Source organism: Rhizobium hidalgonense (assembly GCF_002914525.1).
Taxonomy (GTDB): domain Bacteria; phylum Pseudomonadota; class Alphaproteobacteria; order Rhizobiales; family Rhizobiaceae; genus Rhizobium; species Rhizobium hidalgonense.
This window is the reverse complement of the sequence record NZ_LODW01000011.1, coordinates 195,262-208,857: the sequence shown is the minus strand read 5'-3', so window position 1 is coordinate 208,857 and position 13,596 is coordinate 195,262. Positions and strand designations below refer to the sequence as shown.

Annotated in this window: 11 protein-coding genes; 6 read left to right on the top strand and 5 right to left on the bottom strand. The window is 61.8% G+C overall.

Annotation, left to right across the window (positions count from 1 at the left end):
- Positions 1-5 precede the first annotated feature (5 nt).
- The 5 genes from ATY29_RS01065 to ATY29_RS01045 all read right to left on the bottom strand — a co-directional run bounded on the left by ATY29_RS01065 (position 6) and on the right by ATY29_RS01045 (position 7,140).
- On the bottom strand, positions 6-1,208 hold the full coding sequence (locus ATY29_RS01065; RefSeq protein ID WP_025417705.1) for a mandelate racemase/muconate lactonizing enzyme family protein: 1,203 nt from the start codon (positions 1,206-1,208) through the stop codon (positions 6-8).
- Positions 1,205-2,956, bottom strand: coding sequence for an ABC transporter ATP-binding protein (locus tag ATY29_RS01060; RefSeq protein WP_097534652.1), 1,752 nt, complete (start codon positions 2,954-2,956; stop codon positions 1,205-1,207). The genes ATY29_RS01065 and ATY29_RS01060 overlap by 4 nt, the downstream gene beginning before the upstream one ends.
- A 7-nt stretch (positions 2,957-2,963) precedes the next feature.
- On the bottom strand, positions 2,964-4,085 hold the full coding sequence (locus tag ATY29_RS01055; protein ID WP_097534650.1) for an ABC transporter permease: 1,122 nt from the start codon (positions 4,083-4,085) through the stop codon (positions 2,964-2,966).
- 9 nt (positions 4,086-4,094) lie between these two features.
- The gene (locus tag ATY29_RS01050; protein ID WP_025417703.1) at positions 4,095-5,081 is read right to left on the bottom strand and encodes an ABC transporter permease; all 987 of its coding nucleotides are present in this window, start codon (positions 5,079-5,081) and stop codon (positions 4,095-4,097) included.
- A gap of 121 nt (positions 5,082-5,202) precedes the next feature.
- Positions 5,203-7,140 (bottom strand): ABC transporter substrate-binding protein, encoded by a 1,938-nt coding sequence (locus ATY29_RS01045; RefSeq protein ID WP_097534648.1) that lies wholly within the window; start codon positions 7,138-7,140, stop codon positions 5,203-5,205.
- A gap of 293 nt (positions 7,141-7,433) precedes the next feature.
- Here ATY29_RS01045 and ATY29_RS01040 point away from each other — a divergent pair, with 293 nt between their 5' ends.
- Genes ATY29_RS01040 through ATY29_RS01015 form a run of 6 tightly spaced genes read left to right on the top strand, consistent with a single transcriptional unit; the run spans position 7,434 to position 13,592 of the window.
- Positions 7,434-8,147: a FadR/GntR family transcriptional regulator gene (locus ATY29_RS01040; RefSeq protein WP_003572669.1), complete on the top strand. Its 714-nt coding sequence runs from the start codon at positions 7,434-7,436 to the stop codon at positions 8,145-8,147.
- A 20-nt stretch (positions 8,148-8,167) separates the two neighbouring features.
- The gene (locus ATY29_RS01035) at positions 8,168-8,998 is read left to right on the top strand and encodes an NAD-dependent epimerase/dehydratase family protein (protein ID WP_097534646.1); all 831 of its coding nucleotides are present in this window, start codon (positions 8,168-8,170) and stop codon (positions 8,996-8,998) included.
- On the top strand, positions 8,995-9,870 hold the full coding sequence (locus tag ATY29_RS01030) for an SMP-30/gluconolactonase/LRE family protein (protein ID WP_097534644.1): 876 nt from the start codon (positions 8,995-8,997) through the stop codon (positions 9,868-9,870). The genes ATY29_RS01035 and ATY29_RS01030 overlap by 4 nt, the downstream gene beginning before the upstream one ends.
- Positions 9,871-9,904: 34 nt before the next feature.
- Positions 9,905-10,858, top strand: coding sequence for a dihydrodipicolinate synthase family protein (locus ATY29_RS01025; RefSeq protein ID WP_097534642.1), 954 nt, complete (start codon positions 9,905-9,907; stop codon positions 10,856-10,858).
- Positions 10,859-10,902: 44 nt separating this feature from the next.
- Entirely contained in the window at positions 10,903-12,489 is a 1,587-nt protein-coding gene (locus tag ATY29_RS01020; protein ID WP_097534640.1) for an ABC transporter substrate-binding protein, read from the top strand.
- A 5-nt stretch (positions 12,490-12,494) separates the two neighbouring features.
- Positions 12,495-13,592 (top strand): ABC transporter permease, encoded by a 1,098-nt coding sequence (locus ATY29_RS01015; protein WP_097534638.1) that lies wholly within the window; start codon positions 12,495-12,497, stop codon positions 13,590-13,592.
- The last annotated feature ends 4 nt before the right edge of the window (positions 13,593-13,596 follow it).

Genomic DNA, 13,596 nt, shown 5'->3' with positions numbered 1-13,596 from the left:
TCCTTCTAGCGATTGAAATAGCTGCGGCGGGCTACGCGCGTCTGCACGTAGACGTGCTCGTTGTCGGTTCCGGGATTATAGGCGCCGGCGGCTTGCGGCACGGAGACGTTGCCACTGCTGGGGAAGCGCGCGACGAAGGCCTCGTCGATATCGCAGCCGAGCCCGGGGCCGTCGGGAACGGCGATCAAGCCGTCGACCTGTTGCGGATGCGGCACGATCGTCTGGCGGCGGCCGTCCCAGTCGTCGTCGAGGCGCTCGAGAATGAGGCCGTTCGGGATCGCAGCCAGCAGATGCAAGGCCGCATATTCCGCCACCGGTCCGAGCGAACCCGAATGCGGCGCCATCTGGATATGATGGGCTTCAGCCATGGCGGCGATCTTCTTCATCTGGGTAATGCCGCCGGCCCGGCCGGTATCCGGCTGGATCACGTCGACCAGTTCCTTTTCGATCAACTCGCGTTCGCCGAAAATGTTTGCCGAGCGCTCGCCGGCCGCAAGCGGCACATAAGCTGCATCGCGGATCCGCCGGTAGCCCTCGATATTCTCCGGCGCGATCGGATCTTCCACCCACATCAGTTCATAGGGTTCGAGCGCCCGCACCAAGCGGCAGGCATCCGCAGGCGTCAGCCATGGCGGCCCATGCAGATCGATGGCAATATCCATGTCGTCGCCGACGGCATCGCGAAGTGCTGCGACCTTGCGAACGGGATCTGCAACCCCGCCGCACTTGATCGCCTTGATGCCGCGTTCCCTAAGGGCAAGCGCGCGCTCGGGCGTATTGGCATGCGAATAGATCGGGATCCGGTCGCGCACCTTGCCGCCGAGCAGCGTCCAGACGGGTACGCCCAGCGCCTTGCCCTTGATGTCCCAGAGCGCCATGTCGATGCCGGTCATCGCGCCGCCCCCGACAGTCCCGAGCATGCCGTGGCCCATCATGGCGATATGCATCTTCTGCCACAGTCGCTCGACATGAGCCGGATCTTCACCGATGAGCAGCGGCGCAAGATCATGGATCGCCGTCTCGATGACACGCGGCCAGCCCGAGCATTCGCCGATGCCGGTGATGCCCTCGTCGGTATCGATCTTGAGGAAGAGCCAGTTTCTGGTGCCTCCAAACTGCTTGGAGGTACCACGTTGGTCGGCGGCCCAGTTCGCCGGATCGGGCTGGCCGACCTGCATGAGAAATGTTCGAATTCCGGTGATTTTCATCTCTGAGAACTTCCATTCTTCAGATTGCCGAGCCCCAGATTGCCGGGCTTCAGACTATCTGGCGGGACGTAGCGGAAACGCCTGGAGTGATCACGGTCGCGTGGATCGGGCCGTGGAATCGCCGATATCAGCGCCTGCGTGTAGGCATGTTCGGGCGTGCGGCAGACCTGCTCGGCCTCGCCGATTTCGACGAGCTGGCCTTTGTACATGACGCCGACCCGGTCGCACATGTAGCGGATGACCCCGATGTCATGGCTGATGAAGATATAGGCGAGACCAAGCTCATCCTGCAGGCGCATCAGGAGGTCGAGCACCTGCGAGCGCACCGAGACGTCCAGCGCCGAGGTTGCCTCGTCGGCAACGACGACACGTGGGTTGAGGGTGATGGCACGGGCAATGCCGATGCGCTGGCGCTGGCCGCCGGAGAATGCGTGCGGGTAGCGCTCGCGCGCCCTCGGATCGAGGCCCACCTGCTCCATTAGGTGGCAGACCCGTTCCTCCAGCGCCCGCCCTTTTGCGACGCCGTTGACGAGGAGCGGCTCGCCGATGATCTGCGAGACGGTCATGCGTGGATTGAGGGAGCCGAAAGGATCCTGAAACACCATTCGCAATTCCCGCCGTGCGGCGGCCAGGGTCTGGCCTTTTGCCGTCGCCAGGTCGATGATGCCGCCGTCGGCGCGGCGATAGAGGATCTCGCCTGATGTGGGATCGATCAGCCGCATGATCGAGCGGCCCATCGTCGTCTTGCCGGATCCGCTCTCGCCGACAATGCCGAGCGTCTCGCCCGGCAGAAGCGAAATGGAAACATCGTCGAGTGCTTTGACTTCACCGAAATCCATCGAAACGTTGCGCAGTTCGAGGATCGGTGCTGCCGTCCTGTCGAGCGGCGCGCGCGCCAGCCGGATCTCGGCCTTCTGCTCCAGTTTCAGCACCGAGCCGATCAGCATGCGGGTATAATCGTCTTGCGGGGCATGAAAGATCTGCTCGACCGGTGCATATTCCTTGGCGACGCCGTTGTGCATTACCAGCACATCGTCGGCAATCTGCGCCACGACACCCATGTCGTGGGTGATGAACAGAACGGCCATGCCGTTGGCCTTCTGCAGCCGGGCAATCAGGTCGAGAATTTCGGCCTGCGTCGTCACGTCGAGAGCCGTGGTCGGCTCGTCGGCGATCAGCAGCTGCGGCTTGCAGGCAAGCGCCATGGCGATCATCGCGCGCTGCCGCATGCCGCCGGAATATTGGAAGGCATAGCGATCCAGCGCTTTTTCCGGAAAGGGGATCTCGACCTGCTTGAGCAGAGAGATGGCTTCCGCGCGTGCCTCCGCCTTGCTCATTCTCGTGTGAAGGCGAAGCGCCTCGACGATCTGGTTGCCGACCGTGTGGATCGGCGACAGCGACGACATCGGCTCCTGGAAGATCATGGCGATATCGCGGCCGCGGATCGCGCGGATCTGGCGTCCGCGCGGATTGAGGCCGGTCAGATTGGTCGAGCCGCGATTGGGATGGTTCAATGTGATCGAGCCGCCGGCAATGCGGCCGGGCGCATCGACAATCTGCAGGATCGAGCGCGCCGTCACCGATTTGCCGGATCCGCTTTCGCCGACGACGCAGAGCGTCTTGCCTGGTTCGATCGAAAAAGACAGATCGCTGACGGCGCGAAAGACGCCGGTGCGCAGAGGGAATTCGACAGTGAGGTTCTTCACCTCTAGCAATGGCCTGCCGGCAATGGGAACAGTGTCGGTCATGCCGGCCTCATTTGTTGTAGGGATCAGCCGCATCGCGCAGGCCGTCGCCGAGGAGGTTGAGCGCCATCACGGCGACGACGACGGCGCAGCCCGGCATGAAGAGCCAGGGCGCCGTAGCAATCGAGCGAATGTTCTGCGCCTCGCGCAGCAGAACGCCCCAGGAAATGGTTGGCGGCTGCAGCCCGAGCCCCAGGAAAGAAAGAGAGGTTTCGGCAAGGATCATCGCCGGCACGGCAAGCGTGATGGACGCGATGATATGGCTGGCGAAACTCGGCAGCATATGGCGAAAGATGATGCGTCCCTCGCGAACGCCGTCGAGCCTGGCGGCGGCCACGAATTCCTCAGTGCGCAGAGACAGGAAACGACCGCGAACAACGCGGGCGAGCTGCGCCCAACCAGTCAGCGACAGGATGATCGTGATCATCATATATTGCAGCGTCGCCGGCCAGTCCTGTGGCAGGGCTGCGGCCATTGCCAGCCAGATCGGGATCGTCGGCAGCGACAGCACGAAATCGATCAGCCGCTGCATGAAGAAATCGATGCGGCCGCCGTAATATCCCGAGATGCCGCCGATCACGATGCCGAGCATCAACGACAGGAAGACGCCGAGGAGACCGATCGACAGGGAAACCTGCGAGCCCTGCACCGTTCGGCTGAAGACGTCGCGCCCAAGCCTGTCGGCGCCGAAGAGAAGCAGCGGCGTCGTCTTGTCGGGCGAGGCGATCAAGTGAATGTTTGTGTTGAACAGGCCGAACACGGAATATTCATAGCCGCGCCCGAAGAACTGGATGTCTACACGCTTCGTCGTGTCTTCCTTGAAGATGGCGGCCAGCGTTTCCGGATCACGGGTGAGCTTCATCGGATAATAATGCGGGCCGAAGGAGAACCCATTCTGCGTGTCGATCAGATGCACTTTCTGTGGCGGGTGAAAGGTCGCCCGCGCATTTTGCAGATATGGGTCGTTGATGGCGAAGAAGCCGGGAACCAGGGCAACGATGTACATCAATAGGGTGACGACGAGCGCCACCATGGCCAGCCGGTGCCGGCGGAAAGCCCACCAGATCAGTTGCCATTGCGATGCGACGGCGGCGCGATCCGGCGGGATATTTGTAACGGCAATGTCAGCCATATGAGGCTCCTATTCCAACCGGATGCGGGGATCGACCAGCGCAAGCAGGATATCGCTGATCAAAGAACCTATCAGCGTCAGCGCGCAGATCAGCAGAACGAAGGCACCCGCCAGATACATATCCTGGGCCATCAGCGCCTGCAGCAACAGGGGTGCTGCTGTCGGCAGGTTCAGGACGATGGCGACGACGACCGAGCCGGAGATGAGGTTGGGCAGCAGCCATGCAATGGTCGAAATGAACGGATTGAGCGCGATCATCATGGGGTATTTCATCAGCAGCCGGAATTCCGACAGACCTTTTGCCCGCGCGGTGGTCACGTAAGGCTTCGGCAGTTCATCGAGCATGTTCGCGCGCATGACGCGGATGAGGCTTGCTGTGGACGAGACGGCAAGAATAATGACGGGAAGCCAGAGATGCGAGAAGAGATCGGCCATCTTGGCGAAGCTCCACGACGCATTCTCGTATTCCGGCGAAAACAGCCCGCCGACATCCTGTCCGAATTCGACCGCCGCGACATACATCAGCACCAGCGCCAGCAGAAAGGACGGGACGGCCAGGCCGAAGAAGGTGAAGGCGGTGAAGAAATAATCCCCGATCGAATATTTGCGCACGGCGGAATAGACGCCGATCGGCAGCGCGATCGCCCAGGTGGCGATCAGTGTCGACAGCGCCAGCACAAGCGTCAGCGCCATGCGCTCCCAGATCAGATCCGAGACCGGCTGCTGCCATTCAAAAGAGATGCCGAAATCACCGCGCGAGAGGATGCCCCATATCCATTTGAAATATTGGATGAGCATCGGATCGTCGAGGCCGAAACGCTCGCGCAATTGCGCCGCGGTGTTCTGATCGACGATCTCGTTGGAGGCTGCCAGCGTCGCGATATAGGTGGTGACATAGTCGCCCGGCGGCAGCTGGATCAGCACGAAAGCCAGGAAGCTGACGGCAAAAAGCGATGGAATCATCCACAGCAAGCGTTTGGCGATGAAGACCAGCATGGGCGCCTCTTGCATTGAACGCCGCCTTCCGTGCCTTGCCGGTGTCAGGGCCGGCAAGGCATCTCGGAGGGCGAACCGAAAGAAACCGCCGTACCGTCAGGCACGGCGCCGGAGATCCAAATTAGCTCGTGAAGGTGAACTGCTGCGGCAGCGCAGGCCCCGGGTTGGGCCAGGACCAGCTGTCCGGCTCTTTTTCGGGAACATTGCGCAGGTTGTTGCGGATGATGCCGAAGCCGCCGACGGCAAGGCAAAGCCCGACGGTCTCGAATTCCTCCGCGGCGATATCGAAGATCTGCTTCATGACCGCACCGCGCTTGTCGAGATCGGCGGTTGAACGGGCCTCGTCGAAAAGCTTCATGCGCTTCTTCTGGCTTTCCGGGGGTTCTTCGCCGCGTGCACCGTTGGAGGTGTACCACAGCGTCCACGGAATGGCGTAACGCGAACCCTGCGGATGGAAGGCGAAGAAATCGCGCGGATCGAGCATCGGATCGAGACCGCCAGGCCCCGGCCATACCTGCGCATCATGGGCATTGTCGTCGCCGCGGGTGTAATAAAGCGCCCGTTCGATGGTGTTGACCTTCATGTCGATGCCGATCTGGGCCCAATGCGTCTTGACCAGTTCGAGCGCGTCGACGAGGTCGGGATAGAGCGTCGGAATGACGTCGATCGAGAAGAAGACCTTCTGGCCGTCCGGTCGGACGCGAAACCCGTCGCCGCCTTTCTTGTAGCCGGCCTGATCGAGCATCGCGCCCGCTTTGTCGGCGTCATATTCGGTGAACTGGCGCGCATATTTCTCGTTGTACCAGGGATGGGTCGGACGCGGTCCGGCCTGATAGGGCTCGCTCTGCCCGAAATAGACGATATCGATGAGCTCCGGGCGATTGATGCCGATCGACAGCGCCTGCCGGAACGATTTATCCGCAAACATCTTGCGCATGGCAGGATCTTTGTGGGTGATATTGAAGTAGATCTGGCACTGCTGCGAGGCCGAAGGCACAAGCGTCAGCAAACGATAATCGCCCTTCTGCATGTTCTGGGACAGCGTCGGCTTGTTGGCAAGCACGCTGATATGGCGCTCCTGGATGTCGATCTTGCCCGAGATGACGTTCAGCATCAGCGATTCGACGTCCTGCGAGACGCCGAAGTTGATCTCATCGATATAGGGAAGCTGATTGCCCTCGGTATCGACCTGCCAGAAATAAGGATTTCGCGTCATCACGACACGCGTGGCGCCACCGACATAGGGCTCCTTGACCACCCAGGGATCGAGCGTCGGCTTGTCGACATTGCCCCATCGCGTCGGGATCTCGATGTCGCCGCAACGGCTGCGGAACAGCTCCGTCCAACTGGTGACGCCCGCCTTCTTCGCATCGGCTTCGATGTTGGGGTTGTATTTCGGCAGGAACTGGCTGCAGTAATGCTTCGGAAAGAGCGTCGGATGCTGACCGAGCGGAGTGGCGAGGTTTTCCAGATAAAGCGCGTTGGCCGCCGCAAAGGTGAACTTCACGGTATAATCGTCGATCTTTTCGACGGTGACCGGTTTGCCGGCAACAGCAAGCTGCGCGGGTGTCGCGCTGTAAAGCTCGGTGTTCTTGACGCAGTCTTCGATCGCGAAAACGACGTCGTCTGATGTAAAGGGATGACCGTCGGACCAGCGCACACCCTCGATGAGGTGGAAGGTGAATTGTGTTGCGTCCTCGCTGACTTCCCAGCGTTCGGCAAGATTGGGCTGCACGGCGGTAAAGTCGAGATTCCAGCGCACGAGGCTCTGATTGCCGACCATACGCAGAATGCCGTTATGGTCGGAGGAACCGCGAAGGCCGCGGCGCAGCGAGCCGCCATAGGTCCCGACTTTCTCGTATGGTGTCACGACCATCGGCTTCTTCGGCAGGCGCTCGGCGAGCGGCGGCAGTTTTCCATCTTTCACCAGCTGTGCAAGTGCGGGCGCTTCTCCGCCCGCGGCGAAAGCGCGGCCCGCGAGGGACAGCGCCGCTGCACCGGCCATGCCGCCAAGCACAGCGCGGCGGGTAACGCCGCGCGACAGTATTTCATTAGGCATCGAGTTCCTCCCTTTCTATGCCGGCGCAGTTTTGAACCGGCGGATGCGGCGGGCTCCCGACCTGCCGCTGCGCCCTCCTCGGCGCCCGGACCGAACCATAGACACGATCCCAGATGATTACAAGAGTTGACAGATAATTACAACTTCTGTAGCGATTCAGCATCGAAGTTTGAATTATCCGCCCTGGAAACACGGCGAGAGCGCACAGAAGGCGTCAATCTATTAGAATCTGTGCACCGTCATGGACATGTCGCTGGCAGGCAACAGCCTGACGTTAAGAGAAAAGGACGATAATGACATTCGCGGCCGACGCCGTTTCGAAGAGAGGCGCAACGCGTTTCAGCGACATCATCTACGAGAAGATCGTGGGGATGATCGCCGACGGCAATTTTCCGGTGAACGAGCGGCTGCCGTCGGAGACGAAGCTCGCCGCCGATTTCGGCGCTTCGAGACCCGTCGTGCGCGAAGCCCTCGAACGCTTGAGGGCCGATGGTCTGGTGGTGTCGCGCAAGGGCTCCGGCTCCTATGTCCGGCAAAGACCTGACTCGTCGATGCTGAAAATGGTGCCTGTGGGATCGCTCGCCGATGTCCAGCGGTTCTTCGAATTCCGCGCCGGCCTCGAAGCAGAAGCCGCAGAGCTTGCCGCACGAAACTGGCAGCCGGACGACCGGGAGCGGATAACGGCAGCGCTTCTTGCGATCGAGCAATGTCTGCGCAACGGAGAGCTCGGCGCCGAGGAGGATCAGGTTCTGCATGATGCCATCGCCATGGCGACCGGCAACCAGTTCCATACCATCGTACGCGAATGGTTCAGGCCGCATTTCGCGATCGGGCATTCCGTGACGCGAAGCTTGAGCCTGAAACGGACGCTGGAACAGATCCGCAGCGTCCAGGACGAGCACGCGGTGATCGTGGAGGCGATCTTCGCGCGGCGGGAAACCGAAGCGCACGATGCGATGAAGAAACACATACTGAATGCTCGCGCCCGCATGTTCCAGGGCGTTTGAGCGAGAATGGGAGGAAGAAGATGAAACGGATCGCTGTGACGGGGGCTGCCGGACGTGTCGGGACGCTGCTGCGCCCGCTCCTTCGCGCTGATGTCGAACACGTCAGCCTGATCGATCTGCAGGAGCCTGCCGGGCTTGGCGACAACGAGACTTTCATCCGGGCCGACCTGGCCAAGCTCGATGAGGCAACGACCGCGCTGAAGGATATCGACGGCGTCGTTCATCTTGCGGGTATCGCAAGCGGCACCGACATGAACGCCATTCTGCACGCAAATGTGCTTGGAACCTACAATCTCTACGAAGCGGCGCGGATCAACAAGGTCGAGCGGGTCGTCTACGCATCGAGCAACCATGCGACCGGCTTCTATCCCCGCGGCGAAATCATATCACCGCTCGATCCGATGCGTCCCGACAGTCCCTACGGACTTTCCAAATGCTGGGGCGAACTGGTGGCGGGGCTTTACTACGACACGTCGGGCATTCGCTCCCTTTCCATCCGCATCGGCAACGCCGGCACCTACCCCAACAGCGAACGATCGATTGCGATCTGGATCAGCGCGCGGGATCTGGCGCAACTGGTGCGGATCGGGCTGTCCCACCCGTCGATCGCCGCGACGGTCGTCTACGGCGTTTCCGATACCGACGAGAAATGGTGGGACAATGATCTGGCGACGAGGCTCGGCTACCGGCCGGAGGACCGGCCGCGCGATCACGCCCGCATCGAACAGGGATCCGAGGGGCCGGTCGCGCGGGCGTTCCAGGGTGGCGGGTTCTGCGAGATCAATCACGACGGCACCATCCGCATGCGTGACGCCGAAGGTTTGGCCGAGAGCCTGGAGGCGGCCGAATGACGGCGCCTAAAATCATCCGTCCGGACGTCCGTTCCGTGATCCAGCAACCGCTGACGGTCGGTGAATCACCTGTATGGGACGATCAGACCGGCACCCTATGGCTGGTCGATATTCTGGCGCCGGCGCTCGTGCGGCTTTCGGCCTCAGGGCAGATCGATCGCTTCAACATGCCGGCCGCGATCGGCTGTCTCGGGCTTTGCCGCGATCACAGGATCGCCGTCGGCCTGCAGACGGGCGTCCATCTCTTCGATCCCGTCTCCGGTGATATCGAATTTTTGTGCGATCCGGTCGGGCGCGATTTCAAGGGCCGCCTCAACGACGGCAAAGTTGGGCCTGACGGATATTTCTGGATCGGTTCGATCAGTGAAGCCAAGCCGCAGACCGCTGAGGCCGCACTTTACCGCGTGGGGGCAGATGGCAGCGCGCGGACTGTTGCAACAGGATTGACGAGCTCCAACGGCCTTGCCTGGTCGCCTGACGCCCGGCGGATGTATCACTCCGACAGCCGGCAATGTTTCCTGCAGGCGTTCGACTTTGATCCAGATACGGGTGATTTGGGCGAAGGACGCCGGCTTCGCAGCTTCACGGAAGAGGACGGGCGGCCGGACGGAGCGGCCATCGATCGTGACGGCTTCTACTGGAGCGCCGGCGTTTCTGCCGGTCGCCTCAACCGCATGTCGAGCGAAGGCGAAATCGTCGCGATCTACATTCTGCCGGTTCCAGCACCGACGATGCCGTGTTTCGGAGGGCCGGATCTCCGGACCCTCTTCGTCACCAGCCTGTCGACGGACCGCACCGGACGTTTCGAGGCGGGCACGGTCATCGCCTTCGACGTGGATGCGGAGGGCTTGGCGCCCTTCCGCTTCGGATGACGATCATTTTGATGGAAGCTAACGGGGAAGAAAAATGAGCATCGCGATCATGCGCAAGGCGCTCACGGGCGTGTCGGGCGTTCCCGTCACGGCCTATGACGGTAGAGGCGAAGTCGAACCGCGAACGACCGCGCAGGTTTATGCGCGGGTGGCGGCGGCGGGCATTCACAACATTGTCGCAGCCGGCAATACCGGGGAATTCTATGCGCTGACGCCGCAGGAAATCCGCATTGTCCATGAGGCGGCGGTTTCAGGCGTCGGTGGCCGGGCACCGGTGACAGCCGCAATCGGCCGGTCGCTGCGCGAGGCGATCGGCATGGCGAGGGATGCGGCGGCGATCGGCGCGTCCGCCGTCATGTCGCACCAGCCCGTGGATCCTTTCGCCGCACCTTCGGCCCAGATCGATTATTTCTGCAATCTCGCCGATGCTTCAACCCTGCCGCTCATCGCCTATGTCAGGGCCGAGGGTTTTACCGTCGCCGACATCGTCCGCCTCGCCAACCACGGCAATATTGCCGGCATCAAATTTGCCACGACCGATCTGATGCTGCTGTCACGCGCGATCCCGGCGGCCGATCCGGCCGGCGCCCTGTTCGTCTGCGGCCTGGCGGAAAGCTGGGCGCCGACCTTTACCGCGGCCGGCGCGCGCGGCTTCACCTCCGGCCTCGTCAATGTCGCGCCGCGTCTGTCGCTTGCCGTTCACGCTGCGCTCGAAAAGGGCGATTTTGCCGCGGCACGGGCGATCGTCGACAAGCTCGAACCATTCGAGCGGATGCGCACCAAATTCCGCAACGGCGCCAACGTCACCGTCGTCAAGGAGGCCGTCACCTATTCCGGCCTCGATGTCGGCCCGGTGCGCGTGCCGGGATTGCCGCTGCTCGACCAGCATGATCGCGAAGAACTTCATCGACTGCTTCGAGGCTGGGAGGCCGAGGGCAGCATTCAAACGGATTCGGACCGGCAGCAATCTGCCAAGGCGGCCGGCTGAGTTCGACACTATTTCCGCAAACAACAGGATTGGGAGGTCTCGAGATGCTGAAACAGCTACTGACAACGATCGCAATTACCGGCGCCCTAGTTACGACGCACCCTGCATGGGCGGCCTCGCCGCCCAATATGCTGGTGATCGGCACCAATCTCACCGGCATCCGGACGCTCGACCCGGCCCAGAACAATGCCCGCACGGTTTCGGAACTGATCTCGAACCTCTACGACAACCTCGTGCAGCTGTCGCCCGACGATCTTAAAACATTAAAACCGATGCTTGCCACCGCATGGAGCGTCTCGGACGACGGCAAGATCATCACGCTGACCTTGCGTGACGACGCCGTCTTCCAGAGCGGCAACAAGGTGACCGCCGAGGATGCGGCCTGGTCGATCCAGCGGATCATCAAGATGGGACAGGTCGGCTCCACCGACGTCGCGCTCTGGGGCTTCAAGCCTGACAATGTCGAAAAGCTGGTTCGGGCAAAAGACGAACATACGCTCGAGATCGAGCTGCCGCAGACGGTCAACACCGACCTGGTGCTCTATTCGCTGGCCGGCTCATCGGTCGGCATTGTCGACAAGAAGACGGTGCTGTCGCATGAGGCGAATGGCGATTTCGGCGGCGCCTGGCTTTCCGCCAATTCCGCCGGCAGCGGTCCGTTCAGCCTGGCCCAATGGCGCCCGAACGATGTCGCAATCTTCAATGCGCAGCCGAAATATTGGGGCGGCAAGCCAGCCATGGCCCGCGTCGTGGCCCGCCACATTCCTGAATCCGGCAATCTCAGGCTGCAGCTTGAAGCCGGTGATGTCGATGTCGGCCAGTATGTGGCAAGCGGCGATCTCGATGCGCTGTCCACCAATAAGGATATGGTGATCGACAATGTCCCGGGTCTCGGCTTCTACTATATCGCCCTCAACCAGAAAGACCCGGATCTGCAGAAGCCGAAGGTCCGAGAGGCCTTCCAGCACGCCTTCGACTGGAAGGCGATCTCCGGCAACATCATGCGCTATACCGGTTTTCCCTGGCAGTCGATGATCCCGCGCGGCATGATCGGCGCTCCCGACGAAACTGCCGTCCGCTACGATTACGATCCCGCCAAAGCCAAGCAGCTGCTGGCGGAGGCCGGATATCCCAACGGCTTGAAGAAAGTCCTCAACCCGTCGGGGGCTGCGACCCTGCCCTTCGCCGAAGCGCTGCAGGCGAGCGCGCGGGCCGCCGGCCTCGATCTCGATCTCGTGCCCGGCGAATTCACTCCCGCCTTCCGCGAGCGCAAGTTCGAAGTGCTGCTCGGCAATTCCGGCGCCCGCCTGCCCGATCCTTTCGCGGTCGCCACGCAATATGCCTTCAACCCCGACAATAGCGACGAGGCGCGCCTCGGCAGTTATTATCTCTGGCGTACGGGCATGAAGGTGGACGACCTCAACACCCTCATCGATCAATCGATGAAGGAGCGCGATACTGCCAAGCGCACCGACATCTTCAAGAAGATGGACGGGATCTATGCCGGCATGGCCGCCCCGCTCGTCATCTTCTTCCAGCGAACCGACCCCTATGTCATGCGCGCGAACGTGAAGGGCTATCACGGGCATACGACATGGTCGACGCGCTGGCATGACGTGACCAAGGAGTAGAGCGCGTGGCGAGCGCCGAGCTGACATCGAAGCAAGAGGCGAGCCGCCGCTCAACCGCGGGCGGGTTCGCCGAGGCGGCCCCGCACCCGGCACTGAGCCTGTTGCGGCGCCTCGCGGGACGCGTGGTGGCTGTCGTCACGACGCTGCTTGGCCTGCTGTTCCTGACCTTCTCGATGGGCCGTCTGCTACCTGCCGACCCGGTGCTTGCCATCACCGGGGCGGAGGTCAGCAAGGAAGTATACGATCGCGTCTATAACGAGCTGGGGCTCGGCCAACCGATCTGGATGCAGTTTCTCTCCTATGTCGGCAAGATCGCCACAGGCGACCTCGGCATATCGGCGACGACGGGCCAGCCGATCCTCACCGATCTGATGACGATCTTTCCCGCAACGATCGAGCTTGCGATCATCGCCATGATCATCGGCGCCATTATCGGCATTCCCTTAGGCGTCACGGCTGCCGTCAGGCGCGGAACAATCATCGATCACATCGCCCGGATCGTGGCGCTTGCCGGCCACTCCATCCCGATCTTCTGGACCGGGCTGATGGCGCTGTTCGTTTTCTACGCCAAGCTGAAGCTGGTCGGCGCATCGGGCCGGATCGACGTCTTTTACGAAGGCCTCGTCACGCCGATGACCGGCTTTCTGCTGATCGACGCAGCGATACAGCAGCAATGGGACGTATTCCACAACGCTCTCGGCCACATCATCCTGCCGGCGGCGATCCTCGGCTATTACTCCGTCGCCTATATCAGCCGCATGTCGCGCAGCTTCATGCTGGAACAGCTCAGCCAGGAATACATCATCACTGCGCGGGCAAAGGGGCTCGGCACCCGCAAGGTTGTCTGGCGGCACGCCTTCCGGAACATCCGGGTGCAGCTCCTGACGATCCTGGCGCTGACCTTCGGCGGGCTGCTCGAGGGCGCGGTGCTGATCGAGACGGTCTTCGGCTGGCCCGGGCTCGGCCAGTACCTCACCCGCGGGCTGCAGATGAACGACATGAACGTGGTGATGGGTTCGGTGCTGACGATCGGCGCCGTCTTCCTGACCATCAACATCCTGTCGGACTTCCTTTATCGCATTCTTGATCCGAGGACACGGTGACGCA

Excerpts from the sequence above, each read along its gene's own strand:
- ATY29_RS01020 (WP_097534640.1), top strand. The coding sequence starts at position 10,903 with ATGCTGAAACAGCTACTGACAACGATCGCAATTACCGGCGCCCTAGTT.
- ATY29_RS01060 (WP_097534652.1), bottom strand. The coding sequence starts at position 2,956 with ATGACCGACACTGTTCCCATTGCCGGCAGGCCATTGCTAGAGGTGAAG.
- ATY29_RS01065 (WP_025417705.1), bottom strand. The coding sequence starts at position 1,208 with ATGAAAATCACCGGAATTCGAACATTTCTCATGCAGGTCGGCCAGCCC.
- ATY29_RS01050 (WP_025417703.1), bottom strand. The coding sequence starts at position 5,081 with ATGCTGGTCTTCATCGCCAAACGCTTGCTGTGGATGATTCCATCGCTT.
- ATY29_RS01055 (WP_097534650.1), bottom strand. The coding sequence starts at position 4,085 with ATGGCTGACATTGCCGTTACAAATATCCCGCCGGATCGCGCCGCCGTC.
- ATY29_RS01045 (WP_097534648.1), bottom strand. The coding sequence starts at position 7,140 with ATGCCTAATGAAATACTGTCGCGCGGCGTTACCCGCCGCGCTGTGCTT.
- ATY29_RS01035 (WP_097534646.1), top strand. The coding sequence starts at position 8,168 with ATGAAACGGATCGCTGTGACGGGGGCTGCCGGACGTGTCGGGACGCTG.
- ATY29_RS01025 (WP_097534642.1), top strand. The coding sequence starts at position 9,905 with ATGAGCATCGCGATCATGCGCAAGGCGCTCACGGGCGTGTCGGGCGTT.
- ATY29_RS01040 (WP_003572669.1), top strand. The coding sequence starts at position 7,434 with ATGACATTCGCGGCCGACGCCGTTTCGAAGAGAGGCGCAACGCGTTTC.
- ATY29_RS01030 (WP_097534644.1), top strand. The coding sequence starts at position 8,995 with ATGACGGCGCCTAAAATCATCCGTCCGGACGTCCGTTCCGTGATCCAG.